We start from the raw sequence: 21,140 nt of genomic DNA, 5'->3' as shown, positions 1-21,140 counted from the left end.
AACTCCCTACATAAATACACATAAATTTGCCTGTTAAATTTTACATTTTTTCTTGTTTTTTATCATAGAATGCGCTAACGGACCGAACGATAACTAAAATATCCGAGCGGTCGGGGTTTGAATAAATTGATGATATTTTAAAAAAAAATTTAAAACGTAATTTTACTTTTATACGAAAAAAGTAGAAAGAAAATTGACAATATCAAAAAATCCCCTTACTAATTAATATCTTTATTTTTTAAACACATTTTATAGATATGCAACCTTTATTTACACAAGATTTTCTTTCAAATTATATTCCAAATTTCAAATTATCTAATGTGCCTAATATAAGGTTAGCTAGAACTATTATTGACGGTTTAATAAAGGAACTAAATTCAGGAAAAATAGATAGTTTAAAAGAGGAAGAATTTAAATCAAGATTTTTAAATGAATTTTTTGGTGATATTTTAGGGTTTAATTACGGAAACTCAAACTATTGGACTTTAAGAGAAGAAGCAAAAACATTAGTAGACGGAACTAAACCAGATGGTGTATTAGGTTTTTTTTCGAAAAGTAAGGAGCTTAATGATGTTAGAGCAGTAATTGAAATTAAGGATGCCCGCATTGACCTTGATAAAAAACAAAATAGAATAGATTCCAAATCTCCCGTAACGCAAGCATTTGAATACGCAACTAAAATGGGTGTAAACTGTAAGTGGGTAATTGTTTCAAATTTTAAGGAAATAAGGTTTTATTCTTCAAAGTATCAAGGAAATTATCAATTGTTTTTTCTAGAAGATTTAATCGATGAAAATAAACTTAAAGAAATTTTATTTATATTTCACAAAGACCGTTTTATAACTAAAGAAGAAAGATCAAGCACTGATAAACTTTACGAAATTAGTTGTAAAAAAATAAAAGAAAATGAAAAACCTAGACATATTCTAGATGAAATATATTTTTCCTTAATTCAATTTAAAGGTTTACAGTACATTGACCCTAATTATTTGGCTAGTATGAAACCTTTTAATATACTAAATGAAAACGTATGGCACTTTAGAGATAATAATCTGCTTACCATAAATCCAAAGATTCATGAACTATTTGAAGGTTTAGATTTTAATGATGGCTTAATAATTATTTCAGAAAAATTAAAGACAGAATTAGAAGACAGCAAAGTAATTGAATATAAAGACAAAATTAATGAATTTATAAAAGTTCTAAATCATTCACAAATAACTGAAATAAGCTGTATTCAAGATTATAAAAAAATAATTATCGCAAGATCAAATGGAATTGGTTTTTCACACAAGCATCATTTTCATTTTACTAAAGAAGAGGGTTTTACCAAAAGTATTGATATATTAAAATATACTTCTTGTGATTGTGTTTCATGCAATTTTGACACCCTTGATTTTAAACATCTTTTAAGTAAACTAAAAGTTGCGAAAAATAAAGAAGAGCATTTAACATTAGAATATGCCTATGGTAATTATCTTGTTTCAGCAAATAACTATAAGGACGCTTTTAATATTTATAAGACTTTAAGTGAAAAAATTAAAGGAAAAGAAGGTTTTGAAGTTGAATATTTTTTAGCAAAATTAAATATGAAATATTTGCTAAATTTAGTTTGGGAGGACGAGAATTTAGCAGATAGTTTTGAAATTAAAGAAGAAATAAGAAACATAGATTTAAACAAAATTCTTTATGAAGAAATAGAATATAACATAAGTGATGATGTTAGAAATTACCTTCATAACATCAAAGATAATAAGTTATTTTTATCTGTAAAGAATGAAGTTGATAAATTAGTAGAGCAAATAACTAATTTAAAAATATTATATGATAGAGGAGATAATCATAGTCGTTTTGGTTCAAACTACATTAACGAGTTAGCTACTGAATATAATAGACTTCAATTACATCTAAACAAAAATAGAATTATTTATAATGTATTCCATGATTATAAATTACTTATTGGCAAAATTTTTAAAGGCTTTTTAGAAAGTTATCTAACAAAGGGAGAAGGATTAAATTCTTTCAATTCATCCACCTTGATTGAGTTTCTCGTCAATGTAGATTCTACTGAATTTAAAAAACTATTTTCAAAAATTGAATTAATAAAAATTGATGAAGACAGCGAATTAAAATTAGCAAATACTATGACAAATCTATTAAAATCATACTTTGAAAAAGGAATGTTCGCTAATTCACCTTATAAAAACAGTATTACTGAAGAGTATTTGATTGATTTTCAATTTAATGGAAGATATACGGAATTGGTTTCGAATTCATTCACACTTTTATCAAAAATTAATATTTCAGAAAAAACGTTTAGTTCATTTTACCAAGTTATTATTAATTATCTATTAGTTGAGGATCATTTAGCATGGAATCATCTAGAAGAGTTAGGTGAATTTATTCAGAAAAAGGGAGATTCTTTTTTACCAGATCAGTTGATTAAAATATTAGAAATAGCTATTGATAGAGATAAACCGAACAATAATAAGTATGAAGGATTATTAAAAGACACTTCATTAGCTTTACATAAGTTCTTTCCAGATGAAAAAATTAATAAAAAACGATTAATAAAAAAAGTAATTGGAAATATTGAAGGTATTCATAAATGGAGATCGGTGTGTTTTTTATTGAATATAGTTGATGATCAATGTAAACAAATTTTAAACATAGAAATTGAAGAAATGTTGGATCAAGAGTTCCATTATGAAATTTATGATGATTTGATTAGAATGAAATTATATGATTATAAAAAGAAAGATTACTTTAAACAATATCTAGCAATAATAAAACTTAATAGAGAAGAAGGTTTTAAAAATGAGTTTAATGAAGGAAAACCTGTTTTTGAAGGACATTCATTTTATAACTTTATAATTTTATTAAACATTCTAAAAATTGATAGAAAGTCCAAACTATTAGAAGGTTTCACTCATATTTCCGAATTTGAAAAATGGTTATTAAACCCTAATGAATATGATTATAAAAACTTTGATGCAAAATGGATATTAGCTTGTGATAATGTTTATATATTAAAAAGCCTTAAAGGAATTAAACCTTTAATTAGGGACCTAGATATTGAACTTAAAAAAGAATATAACTCTAAAATTTCAGAGATATATTATAAAAATATATTATGATAAAAAAGTATTAATATGCACGTATTACAAGTAATCTAAATCCATTACGTTGTTATATTAATCAAATATTTATAAATTAGTATGGACAATAGTACTTAAAGATGGTTTGTACTTTGCATCATTTTTGAAAGATCCGGAGACTAATACCTCATGAAACGCTTAGTAATTTATAGGGGCTTTTTTAGAGAATTATTTAGCAATTCGTTTATTAGATTTATTTTAGGATGAGATAATCTTTGTGGGCACAGAATGCATTCTGCTAACGAAGCGAGTGACAACTAGCATATCCAAGCGGTCATGTATTGTATTATTTGCTCACCGTTTTGGGTACCGTTTGCAAAACTATGCTAACGATTGTGGTATATCAGCGCGGTCGGGTTAATAAAATGCTCAAAGAGGAAGCTCTTACGGATAAATAGAATATTCTAATCGGGGTTTTCGTTTTAAGACGAGACCACCACCGGGGTCATCACACGCTTGCCAACCAGAATGACGCACGTGCTATTACGCAACAGTTTTTAATCGGCCTTGCATTGAGCATAGCTAATTTAAGAATTTTTACGCAACGATCGTTAGCTTACGGGGTCAGGGCGGGAGTCTTGGGGGGAATAACAGCTAACGTCAGTACGTCTAAAAACCTCTAAACGAATTGATTTTTGTTAATTAGAATGTAAATATCTATGATTTAAACTAAGATTATTTTTTTTAACTACCTCCGGTTCCGTTCAACACTGCTTTCATTGTTCGTGCTGCGAACGCAACGAAATATTAGCTGTTAGGAACAGTTTTAATGGAAAACATTATTCGGATCTTCGATGTCGTATCCTGGAAAATCGGCTGGGATTTCCACTTTTGAATAATCTTCTGAAGTAATATTGTGGGCAATTTTTATATTCTCTCCTTCACGTTTTATTATAAAATTTTGGTTAACTGAACGACTATTTCTTGAGAACATGAAGACATTTATTCTTAGACTATCTTTGTTAGACATGTCAAAAGTAAGAGCTTTTTTCATCATACCTGGATAAAGATCACTCAAATTAAAAGGGATTCGTTGATACAAACGACCTTTTCCATCTAAATTTGGGACTTGATCCATATCTAACCATTGACCTGTAATATCAAAAACAGGATATTTAGAATCGTTTATTAATTCTAAAGAAATTTCATTTTTTGAATGTATGACCGGAAGTAAGTACGCAAAGCTATCACCGCCTAGGGAGTAGCCTATTAATTGCTCAGTTTGGTGCTCGATTTTCCCTAATAATGTTGAAAGTTCAGTTTTGATATGACTGAATTCATCTTCAATTTTTTGTTGCTTCTTAATCCGAATAGTTTGTCCTATCATCCAACTTGTCAAAAATAAAGCAGTAGAAAAATTAGTAATAAATAATAGAATTAGATTTTCTGGAGATTTTGATAAATAAATTTTGTAAGATGCCCATATAGTACTTAGAACTATTTGAAGCCAAAATTCTTTGATAATTTGTTTTATAAGTCTCATTGTAAAAATTGTTGCTAAATTGTTTATATACGCAATAAAACTACGTGTATACACCCAAATTTAGGCTGGTTGCCGCAGTTGTATTGTGTGTTAAAATTTCAGCTAAAATATAATTATTTATTTACAAATCATCAGAAGGACTTTCTTATTCTTAACAACAAAAAAAGACACCACACAGCATCTTTCTATTTCTTCTTCCTTTCCAACTATAATTACAAGGCTTATTCCTCAAATGTTCATAAAATTTCCCTCTCTAGTACATATAGCTATAAAAACGCCAATTACATAAATCACAATTAGCCCTGTAATTTCATACCATTCCATATTTTGAATCTTTAATTAGATCAAAATAGGTTTTTAAATTTTTATATGATATGCATTTTGGAAAATTCAATATGCAAATTAGAAGTGTTATTTAAAAAAAGATAAAGATGCCAAGGCATCTTTATTACCTTATGTGTTATCGGAAAAAGTTTTTATAATTATTCTATTATAGTGCAATATGCTTGCTTTCTATCCTTAAAAAATTGATATTCCTTTTCCGAAAGTTTAACTTTAGAGAGTACTTTTAATCTTTCAGGTACATTTCCATTAGCATCTACAACTTGATTTCTAGTATTGGTATTAAATAAATCAAGTCTTAATCTGACTATATCATTTTCTATGATTTCTTTTGGCATTATTTCACTATAAGAATCAAGTCCTAATGCTACTGCAATTCTAGAAAGTAACCTTATGTTCGCTTTAGCAGAATTTTTTGGATTTTCAATACCTCCAATATAGCCTTCTGATACACCAATCCTTTGAGCAAGCGTAACTTGATCAATCCCTGCTTTTATTCTTGCGTACCTAATATTTTCCTTGGTTCGAAAATCGATTTCTGCTGTTACTATTTCTACAATCATGATTATAAATTAGTTGGCAATGAAGGGATTTTAAAATTTATTATCACATACCTATTGATATGTGATAATATTTTATATATTTGTTTAAAATTCAGTAATGAATTGTAATTTTGCGTTTCTTCATGTAAAAATATTTGAAGCATTCGCTTTGAATCTCGTACTAGAAAATTGGCCTTTTCAAATTACCACGAGATGATAAGTATGATGCTCACGTCCCATGGCGTGGGCTCACTTATTTGTGGTAAGGTATGGCCAATACCTCTAGTGCAGTAAGCTGAGTTCCATGCCATTTTTTATTGGCACAAACCCAGTTGCCATTCTTAGCCAATCTTCCTTCTTATTTAAAGTCTCGCACGCAAATTAATTTGTTGAATTAGTTAGTTTGGAAATGCACTGTCTGCGTCGGGCTGCAACTGCCAACGGCAGTGTATTTTCCTTTTTAAAAAACTTTAAAACCCAGCTACCTATGGAATAACAATGTCAATGTCAATGTCAATGACAATAGCAATGTCAATGACAATGACAATAGCAATGACAATAGCAATAACAATAGCAATTACAATTTTAATAGCAATGTCAATAATAGAAAATAGCAATAGCAATAGCAATGACAATAGCAATGTTAATAGCAATATCAATGACAATAGCAATTTTAATTACAATGTCAATAGTAATAGCCAACATTGGTCAGATTGCAGATTGCAGCGATGAGATAACCCATAATATACAAAAATTGCAAAGATGAAATACTACAAACAAATACAAATTGCATTAATAGTCGCTTTAATAGCAATAATATGCCTGTGGTTATATGGTTGCAACTGTTTTTAAAGATTTAAAACAGCTTCAGCTTATTTAGTATTAATAACAACTCATAACCTATAACTCATCACTCTAAAAAACGCCTATGATCAAATAAAAAAACAAAACCCTTCATGGCTAAACACATAAAAAAAAGGCCCTCTCACCGTCTGGACAACTGTATAGAGGACCTATAGCTAACAAAAAAATTCATTTACATTAACTAAACCAATATTATGAAAAATATTTCATTAAACAAGGGTAGGGCGGTATTTTGGTATCTGCTTATTTGCATACTACTGAATACTAGTGTTACTCTTGCTAATACGCCCATAACCCCTACGACTTTGCTCAAAGTGGGCAATAGCTTGCGAAAGGAGAATCTGAAACAAGTTCAGATTGAACAAGTTCAGATTAAACAAATTACGGGAACAGTAACGGATAAGGGAAATCCCTTGTCTGGAGTTACCGTTTCTATTAAAGGAAAAAGTACAGCAGTCCTTACTGATTTTGATGGACACTACTCCATAAATGCTTTACCTACAGATGTACTTGTGTTCTCCTTTATAGGATACAAAACGATTGCTGTCGCTGTCAATAATCAAACAATACTTAATATCCAGCTTCAAGAGGACGCTACCAACTTACAGGAAGTTCGTGTCAATGCAGGTTATTACAGCGTAAAAGAAAGTGAGCGTACAGGAAGTATTGCTAGAATTACGGCGGGGGCTATTGAAACGCAACCGGTCACAAATGTGCTTGCGACTATGCAAGGAAGGATGGCGGGGGTGAATATTGTACAGGAAAGTGGGATTGCAGGTGGTGGATTCAGTATCAACATTCGAGGATTAAACAGTCTCCGTGAGGGAGCGAATGCGCCTCTTTTTGTTATTGACGGAGTTCCCTATTCGTCTGATCCGATTAGCGATCGCCAAACTTCGACATCTATTCCTGGGGATGGCAACCCATTAGGGAGTATTAATCCTGGCGATATTGAAAGCCTTGATATATTAAAGGATGCTGATGCCACAGCTATTTATGGTTCTCGTGGTGCCAATGGCGTAGTGCTGATTACCACTAAAAAAGGGAAAGCGGGCAAAACCACCTTCACAATTAACAGCAATCACAGTAGCGGAACGGTTAGCAAGATGATGCCTCTGATGAATACTGAAGAGTATTTAGCGATGCGTCAGGAAGCTTTTGCCAATGACGGTATTGATAGCTATCCCGCAAATGCCTATGATGTGAACGGTACTTGGGATCCGAGCCGTTATACAGATTGGCAAAAGAAACTGATAGGAGGGACGTCTGAAGTCATGGGATTGCAGGCTTCGGTTAGTGGTGGTTCTGAACAAACTAAATATCTCTTTAGTGGTAATTATCGAACGGAAAGCAGCGTATTCCCCGGAGATTTTTTATATAAAAGAGGAGGTGCTCGACTTAGTTTTGACCATGCTTCCGAGGACAAAAAGTTTCGTATTACTTTTTCGGGAAGCTATACCGCGCAGCACAACGACTTGCCATGGATTGACTTTGTGACCTTATCGAGGCAACTTGTACCGAATGCTCCCGCACTTTATGATGCGGATAACAAGTTGAACTGGGAGAACAGTACTTGGGAAAACCCATTGGCCAATTTAGAAAGCAAAAATATCGCTCAAACCACTGACCTTATAGTGAATAGTCTGCTTTCCTATCAAGTGGCCAAAAACTTGGAATTTAAGACAAGTCTAGGATTTACCGACCTTCATAATGAGGACAATCGTTCTATACCTTCTACTGTGTATAATCCTGCTTATAATTTAGGCAGTCAATATTCCTCTATTTTTATTAATTCGTTTAGTAGGCGTTCTTGGATTGTTGAGCCACAATTGAACTGGCAAACGGCTATTGGGAATTCAAAAATTGATGTGTTGGTAGGAGCCAGCTATCAAAACCAAGATAGCAAAAAGTTACTTAGCCTCGCCAGTGGATTTACAAGTAATAGCTTGCTATCTGACTTGGCGTCGGCATCGGTGACACTGATTTTGAATAATGATGCTATACTTTATAAATATCAAGCTTTTTTTGGACGAGCTAATTACACCTTTGTCGACAAGTATATTGTAAATCTCACCGGTAGGAGGGATGGTTCTAGCCGTTTTGGACCAGGAAAGCAGTTTGCTACTTTTGGAGCCATAGGCGGGGCTTGGTTGTTTTATAAAGAGCCACTGCTAGCTGAAAACATGGAATGGCTTAGTTTTGGAAAACTACGTTCCAGTTATGGTACTACCGGTAATGATCAAATAGGGGATTACCAGTTTTTAAATACCTATAGTTCCTCTGGATATCAATATGGAGGTACCAATGGTTTGCAGCCTGCGCGACTTTATAATACTGATTTTGGGTGGGAAACTAATAAAAAATTTGAAGCTGCATTAGAGCTTGGATTTTTTAATGATCGTATTTTTTTGACAACCGCTTGGTATCAAAATCGTTCCTCCAACCAGCTGGTTGGTTTACCTTTAGCAGGAACCACAGGTTTTAGTAGTATCCAAGCCAATTTAAATGCGACTGTTGAAAATACTGGTTTTGAAGCTACGCTGCGCTTAGTACCGATTAAAACTAATAATTTTTCGTGGACGACTAATTTTAATATAACCAGCGCGACCAATAGATTGGTTTCTTTTCCTGATTTAGAATCTTCTGGCTACAGAAGCGATTATGTAATAGGACAACCTACGACAATAAGAAAACTATTTCATTTTACTGGAGTCGATCCGCAAACTGGACTGTACCAATTTAAAGATGTGAATGGGGATGGAGTTATATCTTTCGAAAATGATCGCGAAACCGTTAGGGATTTTAACCCAAAATATTATGGTGGACTGCAAAACCTGTTTGTTTTTAAAGGCTTACAATTGGATTTTCTATTCCAGTTTGTTAAACAAGAGAATTTCAATTTTGCCAATACGCAGCGCTTTGCCGGATTGTTGATTAATCAACCATCAGCTTATGTCAATAGCTGGCATCAGGCTGGGGATTTGGCTCCATATCAGAGGTATACTACTGGCAGTGACCAACAAGTTATGCAGGCTAGTGAATATTTTGGGTTGAGTGACGGTGCTGTAAGTGATGCCTCTTATATACGGCTTAAAAACATTTCACTCTCTTACGGTTTTCCACGTGAATTGTTACCACAAGTAGGGTGTCGTTTGTCACTGCAGGCACAAAATCTCCTTACGATCACTTCTTACAAGGGCGCAGATCCTGAGTTTACGCAAGGGGGCAGTTTACCGCCATTGCGTGTTATCTCAGCTGGAGTGCAACTTACTTTTTAATTTTTAAAATCCAAACTCATGAAAAATCTAATACGAACGCGAAAATATACTATGAAGCTGCTGGCTTTGTTTTCTTTTCTTTTCATTGTTAGCTGTGACGATTTTGTTACAATCGACCAACCTAATTCGCAGCTGACTACAAACGCAATTTTTGAGAATGCTACCACGGCCAATGCAGCTATGGTTGATGTTTATGCACAAATGAGAGAGAACGGACTGTTAACCGGAAAATCTTTTGGGCTTTCTTGCCTGTTGGGTACATATGCTGATGAATTGGTTTCTTATGAAAACGGGGCGTATACCACAGCCGATTTTTATAACAATTCACTGCTTGCCTCTGATGCTTTTGTTTCCCTATTATGGAACAGTTCCTATAATCAGATTTATGCTGCCAATGCTATTTTTGAAGGAGTAGGTAATTCGGCTTCATTAGCGCCAAGTGATAAAAATCAATTGCAGGGTGAGGCACTTTTTGCAAGAGCCATAACGCACTTTTACCTCGTAAATCTTTTTGGGGATGTGCCTTATGTATCCACAACCGATTATGTTTACAATAGTACAGTGCCGAGAATGGGGACCGAAGTCGTTTATAAAAACATCATTGCCGATCTTGAAACCGCTATTACCTTACTACCTGCAGACTATAGTAAAGCAGACCGAACTCGCCCCAATAAGGCGACAGCTCAGGCATTGCTTGCACGCGTGTACTTGTACCATGGTGATTTTGCAGAAGCAGCGAATATGGCCTCAGCAGTATTGAATGATGCTTCGCTTTATATTTGGGATGATAATCTTGACTCCGTATTTCTAAAAGAAAGTACTAGCACTATATGGCAACTTGCTTCTGGAAGTGAAGGTGCGAATACTGATGAAGGCAGCACCTTTATTTTCTTTTCCGGTCCGCCAGAGCTGGTTGCCTTGTCGGATAATTTTGTATCCCAATTTGAGACCAACGATTTGAGAAAGAGTCATTGGATTAAGACGGTTACCGAAGGAGGTGACCTTTGGTATCATCCTTATAAATACAAGCAAGACATTGCTAGCGGTTCCTCATTAAAATACTCCATTATTTTCAGACTAGCAGAGCAGTACCTGATTCGGTCAGAAGCACGTGCTAGGCAAGGAGACATGATAGGTGCCAAAGAAGATTTAAACAAAATAAGACATACGGCAGGCCTACCAGATACGGATGCTACTACTCAAACAGCTTTACTTGAAGCCGTATTACAAGAACGCAAGGTTGAATTATTTACCGAGTATGGGCATCGTTTTTTTGATCTGAAGCGTTTTGGGAAGCTGGAAGCTGTTTTGGGTACGAAACCTGGATGGAATGCAACCGACCAATTATGGCCTTTGCCACAGTCTGAATTACTAGTAAATCCATTTCTAAAACCTCAAAATTCTGGATATTAATATGATCAATTACAACAACGGTACTCTACGATTAATCGATAGAAAGACCAATACGATACTATTTGGCACTATTTGCCGATGGGTTAATTTTTTAATTTTTTTGTTAGTTGCTTGCCCGAATTATGGGCAGGTACTAGTAAAAAAAGCAGTTACAGAAACTGATTATCATTTGTGGGGAACGCTTTATACTGACAAAATATCTGATAAAGGGAACTGGGTAAGCTATGCGATGCGCTATGACGAAAGCCCTGATACGCTTTTTGTGAAGCGAAGTGATGGAAAGAAGATGTATACTTTTGCTAAATCCAATGCGGGAGCATTTAGCGGGGAACGTCAATTTGTCTGCCGTGATACTGATGGACGACTATCTCTTCTTGATTTGGAGAAGGATAAGATCAACGTAATTGAAGATGTGGAAACGTATTCCTTTTCGGGAAATGGTAACTATTTGATTACTGTGGAAGGAAAAGCGAAGAAGCGCGTATTACAACTCAGGAATAGTGGAGGAGAGCTACTGCAAAGCATCGCTGGGATTGATCAATTCCGTATGAGTAGTTCCAAGGATGCGCTTGTCTGTACCATTGAAAACGGTGGCGTTTACCAAGTACTGATGGTGACCTTTGGGTCAACAATAGGGAAATCAGTAGTAGCTGAAAGTGGTAGTGGGAAATTTTCGCAACTGATATGGAATGCTGATGGTCAATCTGTTGCTTTTCTTAGAGAAAATAAAGATAGTATCAGTGGAATTAATCGTCCGGCTGTTTTCTGTTTTTCTGTAAAGAATACTACATTATTTCAGTTGGAGCCCAATAAAATTCCAGATGGTTACTATGTGGAAAGCGAATTCGCGAGTGGTTTGACTCTTTCTCCAGATGGTAAAAGGGTATTTTTTACTATTAAAAAGGAAATTGCTATTGCAGAAAAGTTTGATGGGGCACAGGTGTGGAATGGCAATGATGCGGTTGTTTATTCTGAAAGGCAGACTGTGGGGGATGTCGAATTTAACACCAGAATCGCAGCATGGTGGCCGGAGCAAGATCGTTTTATGCTAATTACCGATGAAAGTAAACCCTTTGGTTTTCTGAATGCTAGTGAAGATTTTGCTATTACTTATAATACGAAAGATTTAGGACCGCAATACAAACTGGATCGCAATGTAAACTATTATGTTACTGATTTAGAAACGGGAAGGAAAAATTTGCTTTTAGAAAACCAGTCTACAGAACTAGAGGCATCAAGTTTGTCACCCAGTGGAAAATACTTTGCTTATTTTAAAGATAACGACTGGTGGGTGTATAATTTTTTGACTCGTACCCATTCTAATATTACAGGAAGGCACGGATTACAATTAGCGGATTGGGAAGATAAAATTTGGCAAATTAACTACCGGATTGTAGGCTGGGGTATTCATGACGAATGTATTCTACTTTATGACCGGTTTGATATTTGGCAAATAGATTTTAAAGAAAATAAAGCTGTTCGACTTACTAGGGGGAAGGAGTCGGGTATTACATTTCGGATAGCTCCGCCAGTTGATAGCGAATTTTTTGTACCCTATTTTACTGGACATATTGATGCAGCGATCAATACTAAAAATAAAATAATGTTAAGTGCAAAAAGGAATAATGAAAGTGGTTACTTTATTCTTGGTCCAAAAAAGAACGTAGAACCGATTGTTTTTGGTAATTTTCTTACTACAAAAATACTAAAAGCCAGCAAAGCGAATGCGTATGTTTATGAATCACAGAAATATAATAGTCCGCCAGAATTAAGCATAAGCATGGGCAAGGAAGGGACGAGTGAAAAACTCTATCAGAGTAATTTACAGCATTATAAATATGCGTGGGCAAAGCAGGAAAAGATCTATTATCGGGATTCAAAAAACACACTTTTAACTGGGATCTTGTATTATCCTGCAGCTTATAATCCAGAAAAGAAGTATCCAATGATTGTACACATATACCAAACGCAATCCTATTTACTTCATTATTACATCAATCCATCGCTCCATAATATGGCAGGATTTAATACCTCTAACCTAACTGCTCAAGGTTATTTTGTGCTGCTCCCTGATATTGAATATGAGTTGGGAAATCCGGGACTATCGGCTGCAGATTGCGTCATTGCTGCCACCAAAGCGGTTGTAAGTAAAGGCGTAGTCGACAGTTCTAAAATTGGATTAATTGGGCACTCTTTTGGAGGATATGAAACTAATTTTATACTAGGGCAAACCAATTTATTTGCAAGTGCTATATCAGGGGCTTCCGTTTTTGACCTTGCTGGATGGTATCTTTCTATAGGTTGGACTGCTGGCAGACCTGAGATGTGGCGTTTTGAGAGCCAGCAGTGGCGTATGGGAAAATCATTGTTTGAGGATAGGAAAGGCTACGAACGTAATTCGCCGCTCACCTATGTCGATAAAATTGAAACGCCTGTGCTCATTTGGACTGGAGAAGAAGACAGGCAAATCCATTATTATCAAAGTATTGCTTTTTATCTTGCGATGCAACGATTGAAAAAAAGCATCATCTTGCTAGTGTATCCCGGAGATGGTCATGCCTTGGTGAAAAAGGAGAATCAACAGGACTTTGCTCATCGAATTGAAGATTGGTTTGGCTATTATTTAAAAGGAGAATCCCCAAAAAAATGGATTAGTGAAGGAGTACAATAAGAAATGCAGGTCATAAGAAATTATGACCTGCATTAATTTTACCTTAAAAGGTTATTTAAGGTTTGTGTGTTAATAATACAGAACAATCCGATGTTGGCGATGGTTTCGCATACATTTGATCGGCTCCGTCAACACAAAGCACCGCACCGATGTTGTTACAGATTTTTTGTGGCTGACAATTGAATGGCGCTGTACGTTTAAAACCCTGCACGCCCGCGCTTTCAGATGCAGTAGTCGAATCATTGGTGCTTACTGCACCTGCCGATGCCAACACAAAGGCGACAACGGGGAACATCATTTTAATTGCTAAAGATTTCATAATATTAAAATTTAAAAATTAACTAATGTGATCTACTCTTTTTTACAGGTTTTCGATCTAACGCCTGATACTGGCCGGTATGTCTTTCATTTAATTGTTGTATTTATCTTTTAATGTTGTGCTTAATCTATAAGAAACAATGCTGCTTCCTATTATTGCAAACAAATGAGTGTCGGTTACTAAAATATCGTCAATTTTTTCACCGTCAATTTTGTAGATGTAAAAGCTCATTAGATAAGATTTCGTTAGAATGTCGTATACATCGATAACATTTGCATTTTTCCACATTTTTATTTCATCATATCTCCCAGGTAATGTTGAATTTACGAACAACAGGTTATTATGGATTGCGCTAACTCTGTTTACCAATAATGGGGGTGCTGAAAATACCCTTTGCTTCTTCGCCTTTACATATGCAATTTTGATTTTAGCTTTAGAAGTGGTGTCAATTGTGTTTCCGCGATGCACAAGGTTGAGATATTGATCTGTCACCGTATATTGATTGCGGTAGTAGTATAAGTAAACAAATTTTCTTTGCAGTTGACTGTACTGCATTGTTCCATCCGTATCGAATAATCCATCAATTTGTTTCTGAAGAAGTTCATGAGCCGATTTTTTAATTTGGCCATCGTTGAGGTTTACAGTTGCTAAAAGATTTTCTCGAGTATTGCTGAGCGTTCGAATTATGAGCGTTGCTGAATCAATGACTACTGCTTTTGTGAAACCGGGGATTTTTCGGGATTGTAAAACGGCTTTTCCATCACTTAAATTTCCTTTAAAAATTATGGGAACTGTACCGTCGAATAAATAAAAGCGGGGTGGAAGTACTCGTAATTGAACATTATGGAATTTGAACAACGTATCCTTAATCTTGATGTGCTGGGTTGTGATCACTTTAAGTGTTGTATCCAGTTCGGTAATTAGTGCCGGTGCAGATTTATTTCCTAGAAATAGTTTACCATTGCTTTCGCCAGCAAAGTAAAAGGAATTGAATTTCAGGTTTTCTACAGTAATTCGTTTAGCAGGAAAGGGAGGAAACCTTCTCACAAAGTTATTACGATGTTGCACCATGTCTTCAGAAATAAGAAACAGCCCAGCCATTAAAACTATACTTAGCATCGATATTGCTACAAGACGTATACTGATATAAAATCGCGGTTTATTCTGCCAATCATTGGAAAGATGTAAAGCTGTCGCTGCAAGTATTACCATTGCAATATTGAAGAAAAGATGCTCTGTCCAGTTCATGTTTTCAAGGATGCCTCCGCAGGAGCAGGGTACAAATGAGCTGTAATTCAGTATTATGTAGATATAAATTGTAAATAGTAGCATCAATCCAAATGCCGAAAACAAGCCGATTATTCTAGTTTTTGGTATTGATAACAAAATAGCTATTGCAAATTCTACTGATAGTACTGCATAAGAAATATATTTAGCAAAGGCAGTAAGTAAAGGAGATTGAGCAAGCTGTATCTGAAAGTTTTGAAAATCCAGTAGTTTACTGACTGCTGAATAGACGAAAAGCAGTATGAATAAATAACTAATACTAATCGTGAATTTCTCTTTGAATGTAGCTGTTAATTTCATTTTACTATTTTTTAGTGGTGTAAAATTGTAAATAAAAAACATATAACATTATGCAAATCAGGCATTTCGTTATTCAAAAAATAAAACAGTGCAAAAGTATTAGGGTTGAAGATCTTCTTCAGGTCTTGAAATATCACTTGGTTTGTAGCCAAATTTTTTTTTGAAGGCTTTATAAAAATTAAGATAGCCCTTGAAGCCATTCAGATAGGCAATTTCTTTTAAAGAAACAGATGTTTGCTGGATCATTAGATTTGCTCTTTTCAAGCGTTCCTCTTGATAAAAGTTATAGACACTTGTTTTGAAAAAAGTTTTAAAACCATTTTTTAATATGTGTTCTTCAATAGCAAACATTTGTGCTAAGTCATGTAAAGTGGGTACTGGTTCATCCAGATGACTTAAAATATAATCATGTAAATTTTGTACCGCAGTAACTTCATTCTGTCTACGGATTTTTGAACCAGAGAGACGGTCGTTAATGTTACGCATGTCTTCAAGTAGGGTTGATACGGAACTTACAATTATTTCATCGCTATATAATAATCTTGATATTGTGCAAAATGACGGCAGTAGGTGATTATCACCAGTAATGAAAATTAATTGCAAAGTATTGTTGTAATTGGAGTTTTTATTTAATTCATCAAGAATACCGTTCCAAATATCTTTCGATTGCTGGGCAATTAATTTAGCAAAGTCGGTATTGATAATTGTATCCGGATTGTATTTAAGAGTGAGCGGCACTTCATTATTAAAACTCAATAAAACAAAATCATTATCCAATACAAATGTTAACTGAATTAGATTGTGGTATTGGTAGCAAGCGGTTATATATCCTGATGCCAGATTTATTTTTTGGAGTTCTTCAGCAATTTTATTTAATGCTTCAGCACTATTTTTTAATTCATCATTACTATTATCCTGGATGCGGAAGGTCATATTTCCACATGCCATTTCGAACAGCATTTGGTAAATACGTTTAATCCGGTCCTGATTAAATTGTTCTGACATATTTATATAATTTGAAATGATTTGCTGGTTGAAGAAAAGGGAAAACCTGTACAAACCTATCAAAATAAATTATTTGAAGCTAAAAGTATAGTGTTCAATTCGGGAATTGAATAGGGGAAATTAAGTTCGATTATAGTCTTAATTTAGTTTTAGGAGTATAATTTTAGGATTGTTTGAATTTGAATGCGATGGATTGAATTTGAATATACTGGTATATTTTATCTTGTTATTAATTAGAGATATAGTTGTCAATTCGGGAGTATTTGTTGTCGATTTGGGAGTATTTATTTTTGACTCATATAAAGAAGCTAGTGAATTTAAATTTAAAACTGTAAATAAGTAAAAAAACCTCTGCTAAAGTTCCGTTGCGTCTGAAAGACGAGCAATTAACCGGCGGTTGAATGTAACCTATTATATGCCTTTAGCACTAGGGAGTTATCGTAAAATGGTAGAGAGATTACAAGAGGCTAAAACGCCTCTTTTTTTTGTGGTTTAGATAAATTTATAGTGTTGGATTCTTGTAACCAACACTATGTTATTTACTTTTTGAATTTTAAATTCAATATCGATTTTTCACGTCCGACTATTCTGAACCCACTAAGAGCTAAATTCAGTTATTGGAAATTATAATTAACCTTTTTGATAATTTTATCATTGTTGCTGTTTAATATTTTGTTTCTCAAAATCAAAATGTCCTCACTTACTTTTTTATCCAACACCTTTGCGTAATGTTGTGTAGTATGCAAGTTTTTATGTCCAAGCATTTTACTGACGCTTTCGATAGGAACTCCGTTCTTGAGTGTTACTGTAGTAGCAAAAGTGTGTCGGGCAATGTGAAAATTAAGCTCTTTTTCGATTTCACAAACGCCGGCAATTTCCTTTAAATACGCATTCATTTTCTAGTTGCTCAAAATGGGTAATAATTTATTTTGATTGTAGCACTCGGTATCGTTCTAACCCGGTAAAACAATAATAGTCCTTTAAATTTCAAACATTGTTGTCAACCTTTTAAAGAGTATATCATTAGTTACTCTAGGCTTAATTTTTTGCAGGAATTATGTTTTACTACTGTTTTTAATTTAAAATATTCTTTCTAGTCTTAAAATAAACCTGTCACAACTTGTGAAGTACTTGTGAAGTTCATCCACTTTTTTATATAAAATTTACTCCATCAAAAAGATAATTCTTTTTCCAATTTAGAATTTAATAAATAATTAATATTTATCGAGATAACTTTAAAATTTTATTAGCTAATTAAAATCCAAATTTAAATGTGCTAAACTAACACTATTCCTGTTGCGAATAAGCATGTTTCATATTTAAATCCTTCAAAAAGATATTGAAATTTAAAAGTTTTAACCTATTAAAACATATCACTATGAATATAGATAGAATGGAATTTATAGCGTGGATGGAGCGTATTATGGATCGTTTTGATATTTTGAATGAGCATATTAATGAAAATCAAAGGAAACGAAATAACATTGACGGAGAGGAACTACTAGATAATCAGGATCTCCTGCAAATGTTGAAAATTAGTAACCGTTCCCTTCAGCGTTATCGTTCAACTGGTAAACTACCGTATTATACGATTAGTGGAAAAATTTATTATAAACTATCCGATGTTCATCAGTTTATACGTGATAGCTTTAATGCTCCTAGACAAAATTTAAAGCCAACGAACGACAACACCTGCCAGCTAAAGTCAGTCTGTGAATAATTTGATCATAACTATTTATTTTCGAATAAGTTAATTTTAAAATAGTACTGACATGAACGAACAAACTATAAGTAATCCGAAATTAGAGGAGCAATTCTCGGATGTTTTGTTAGTATCTGATAGTAAAAAAAAGGAAGTAAGGATAGTTAAGGGAATTGGAAAAGATAAAGAATTACAAACAGTAGTCCCGGATAAAAAAAATGGAAGTCAATTTCTGCATGTAGACAAACAAGGTGATTTGTTTTCTAATTTTTTCTCTAACTTTTACCGGCAATTAAAAGATCCTACACATTTTATCTTTTTTAGAGTTCCAGAGAACCAAGCAATACATATAGCGGAAAGAATGCAAAAAGAAGTTGATAAACCTACGAAAATGGGAGGGATTCAATTTGAACAACATGAAATAAAAGTAGATTATAAACCTGAAAATAAAAATAAGATGAAAACAACACAATCAACACCGGAAGCTGGCAATTACCGCTACAAATTAGAACAAATAGATTGGAAAGCAATGTCTAATCTGGGATTAAGTAAGGAACGTCTCGAAAAAATGAACTTATTAGATCCACTATTAAAAGGATACAAGACCAATGAACTAGTTCCTATAAGTCTTGATTTAGGAACCTCAATAACACGCATGGACGCTAGGCTATCACTACAAGAAAAAGAAAATGGACAAGTAGTTCTTTCTATTCATGGCATCCGAAAAGAACCTCAGTTAAATTACAAATTCTTCGGACATGAATTTTCAAAAGAAGATAAAGAAAACTTGCTCAAAAGTGGGAACATGGGCAGAGTCGTTGATTTGATTAATCCCAAATCGGGGGAAACAATACCTTCGATTATTAGCATTGACCGTTTGACCAAAGAAGTTATTGCGCTACGCACAGAACATATTAAAATTCCAGAAGAAATAAAGGGGATAAAGCTAGATGAGCAACAAAAACAGACTTTGGCAGATGGTAAATCCTTGCACATAGAAGGTATGATCTCAAAAAAAGGAGAGCCGTTTAATGCATCTGTTCAATTCAATGCGGACAAACGTTACGTTGAATTCCTTTTTGATAGACCAGATACTAATAAACAGTCACAAAGTCAACAGAAGGAAGCTCCACAGGTATTCCGAGGAAAAGAGCTAGACGAACAACAATATCAGAAACTTAATGACGGACAGACAGTTTATTTAAGCGGTTTGCTTGACAAGAAAGGTAAAGAATACCAAGGATATATCACATTTGATAAGGAAACTGGAAAAACTGGTTTTTCTTTTGATAATCCTAATAAATTAAAAGAGAAAGCACAACCTAAAGAGGAAAGTAAAACACAGGTTGCTGTTAACTCAGAAGGTAAAACCAACGAGGCGACTAAGAAAATTAAAGAGCCTTTAAAAAGCGAACAGAATAATCCTGAAAGTGCCAAACAGCAAGAACAACAGGATAAGCCAAAAGCAGCAGCTAAATCGAAAGGGCGAAAAATGTAACTATTCTAAAGACATAATCTAATGAAAGTAGTAATTGCAGAAAAACCAAGTGTTGCTCGAGAGATCGCTATCTTGTTAGGAGCTACAGAAAAGAAAGAGGGTTACCTGAAAGGAAATGGATATCAGGTAACCTGGGCGTTTGGACATTTAGTGACTTTGGCAATGCCAGAAGATTATGGTGTTACTGGATTTCAAAGAGAGGCTTTACCTGTATTACCTAATCCATTCTTGCTAACAGTGCGCAAGGTTAAGAAAGATAAAAGTTATGTTCGTGATCTAGGGGCATTAAAACAACTGAATGTTATTGATCAACTTTTTAAAAATTGTGGAAGTATAGTTGTGGCTACAGATGCAGGACGAGAGGGTGAACTTATATTTCGTTATATTTATGAATATCTTAATTGTAGTAAGCCTTTTAAACGTTTATGGATTAGTTCACTAACTGAAAAAGCCATTCTAAATGGGTTTAATAACTTGAAACCAGGAAAGGATTTCGATGGTTTACATCAAGCAGCACTAGGTAGAAGCCGTGCAGATTGGTTAGTAGGAATTAATGCCTCACAAGCATTAACTATTGCAAACGGAATTGGTATTTATTCTCTGGGAAGGGTTCAGACACCAACACTAGCAATCATTTGCAAACGATTTTTAGAAAACAAGTCATTTGTTAGTAAGCAATATTGGCAAATTGAATTGGAACATCGCAAAGAGTTTATTGATTTTAAAAGTATTTCCACAATAAAGTGGGATGGAGATAAACAAGCTGAAGACGCATTGAAATCGCTACAGAGACATGGGATAGCCACGGTAATTGGCATAGAAATAAAAAAAGTCAATGAACAGCCACCATTGCTATTCGATCTTACAGCATTACAGAAAGAGGCTAACATAAAATTAAACCTAACTGCTGAGGAAACTCTCAATATCGCGCAAAGCCTATACGAGAATAAATTCATTAGTTACCCTCGTACCGGGAGTAAGTATATTCCAGAAGATATGTGGGTAGAAGTTTCTAAGCTTATATGGATATTAGAAGAGATGGAGAAATTTAAAGGAGTAGTTGCTAAAATGAAAATAGGACGTTTAAATAAACGAATTGTTAACGATTTAAAAGTAACTGATCACCATGGTTTATTGATTACAGGTAAGGTTCCATCAGCTTTGTCTGCAAAGGAAAAAGCTATTTATGAAATGATCGCATAGGAGAATTCAATAACCTAACGCAACAAATGATAAATTTTATCTTTGTTGAATTATGAAAAAAACGTACAAGCGAAT

General features: G+C 34.1%; 12 protein-coding genes and 2 pseudogenes. 7 read left to right on the top strand and 7 right to left on the bottom strand.

Annotated elements, in window-relative coordinates; translation table 11 throughout:
- Window positions 1–257 precede the first annotated feature (257 nt).
- On the top strand, window positions 258–3,137 hold the full coding sequence (locus AC4PRO_RS17625; RefSeq protein WP_492118319.1) for a hypothetical protein: 2,880 nt from the start codon (window positions 258–260) through the stop codon (window positions 3,135–3,137).
- 787 nt (window positions 3,138–3,924) lie between these two features.
- Here the strand turns inward: AC4PRO_RS17625 and AC4PRO_RS17620 are convergent.
- From AC4PRO_RS17620 to AC4PRO_RS17610, 3 genes are all read right to left on the bottom strand, one after another.
- Window positions 3,925–4,641: a hypothetical protein gene (locus AC4PRO_RS17620; RefSeq protein ID WP_492118318.1), complete on the bottom strand. Its 717-nt coding sequence runs from the start codon at window positions 4,639–4,641 to the stop codon at window positions 3,925–3,927.
- A 482-nt stretch (window positions 4,642–5,123) separates the two neighbouring features.
- Complete coding sequence (locus AC4PRO_RS17615) at window positions 5,124–5,546, bottom strand: helix-turn-helix domain-containing protein (protein ID WP_492118317.1); 423 nt, start codon at window positions 5,544–5,546, stop codon at window positions 5,124–5,126.
- Window positions 5,547–6,010: 464 nt separating this feature from the next.
- Window positions 6,011–6,184, bottom strand: a complete 174-nt coding sequence (locus AC4PRO_RS17610; protein ID WP_492118316.1) for a hypothetical protein — start codon at window positions 6,182–6,184, stop codon at window positions 6,011–6,013.
- A 399-nt stretch (window positions 6,185–6,583) separates the two neighbouring features.
- Here AC4PRO_RS17610 and AC4PRO_RS17605 point away from each other — a divergent pair, with 399 nt between their 5' ends.
- Genes AC4PRO_RS17605 through AC4PRO_RS17595 form a run of 3 tightly spaced genes read left to right on the top strand, consistent with a single transcriptional unit; the run spans window position 6,584 to window position 13,751 of the window.
- Window positions 6,584–9,667, top strand: coding sequence for a SusC/RagA family TonB-linked outer membrane protein (locus tag AC4PRO_RS17605; protein ID WP_492118315.1), 3,084 nt, complete (start codon window positions 6,584–6,586; stop codon window positions 9,665–9,667).
- A gap of 18 nt (window positions 9,668–9,685) precedes the next feature.
- The gene (locus AC4PRO_RS17600) at window positions 9,686–11,080 is read left to right on the top strand and encodes a RagB/SusD family nutrient uptake outer membrane protein (RefSeq protein WP_492118314.1); all 1,395 of its coding nucleotides are present in this window, start codon (window positions 9,686–9,688) and stop codon (window positions 11,078–11,080) included.
- 1 nt (window position 11,081) lies between these two features.
- The gene (locus AC4PRO_RS17595; protein WP_492118313.1) at window positions 11,082–13,751 is read left to right on the top strand and encodes an alpha/beta hydrolase family protein; all 2,670 of its coding nucleotides are present in this window, start codon (window positions 11,082–11,084) and stop codon (window positions 13,749–13,751) included.
- A 55-nt stretch (window positions 13,752–13,806) separates the two neighbouring features.
- On the opposite strand, the gene AC4PRO_RS17590 is transcribed toward AC4PRO_RS17595, so the two are convergent.
- The 4 genes and pseudogenes from AC4PRO_RS17590 to AC4PRO_RS17575 form a co-directional block, all read right to left on the bottom strand.
- Complete coding sequence (locus AC4PRO_RS17590) at window positions 13,807–14,070, bottom strand: hypothetical protein (protein ID WP_492118312.1); 264 nt, start codon at window positions 14,068–14,070, stop codon at window positions 13,807–13,809.
- A 90-nt stretch (window positions 14,071–14,160) separates the two neighbouring features.
- A complete protein-coding gene (locus tag AC4PRO_RS17585; RefSeq protein ID WP_492118311.1) occupies window positions 14,161–15,657 on the bottom strand; it encodes a MauE/DoxX family redox-associated membrane protein in 1,497 nt (498 codons plus the stop codon).
- A 99-nt stretch (window positions 15,658–15,756) separates the two neighbouring features.
- A complete protein-coding gene (locus AC4PRO_RS17580; RefSeq protein WP_492118310.1) occupies window positions 15,757–16,662 on the bottom strand; it encodes a helix-turn-helix domain-containing protein in 906 nt (301 codons plus the stop codon).
- Window positions 16,663–17,276: 614 nt separating this feature from the next.
- A pseudogene (locus tag AC4PRO_RS17575) lies at window positions 17,277–17,603 on the bottom strand (tyrosine-type recombinase/integrase); the annotation flags it as partial.
- Between the two features lie 437 nt (window positions 17,604–18,040).
- Here AC4PRO_RS17575 and AC4PRO_RS17570 point away from each other — a divergent pair.
- From AC4PRO_RS17570 to AC4PRO_RS17560, 3 genes and pseudogenes are all read left to right on the top strand, one after another.
- Entirely contained in the window at window positions 18,041–18,382 is a 342-nt protein-coding gene (locus AC4PRO_RS17570) for a helix-turn-helix domain-containing protein (RefSeq protein ID WP_492118309.1), read from the top strand.
- A gap of 52 nt (window positions 18,383–18,434) precedes the next feature.
- Complete coding sequence (locus AC4PRO_RS17565) at window positions 18,435–19,862, top strand: DUF3945 domain-containing protein (RefSeq protein ID WP_492118308.1); 1,428 nt, start codon at window positions 18,435–18,437, stop codon at window positions 19,860–19,862.
- 21 nt (window positions 19,863–19,883) lie between these two features.
- A pseudogene (locus AC4PRO_RS17560) lies at window positions 19,884–21,062 on the top strand (DNA topoisomerase); the annotation flags it as partial.
- Between the last annotated feature and the right edge of the window lie 78 nt (window positions 21,063–21,140).

This window comes from Flavobacterium sp. DW-iso2 (genome assembly GCF_058725285.1).
Note: the sequence above shows the minus strand (reverse complement) of the source record. Positions and strands in the feature narration are given on the sequence as shown.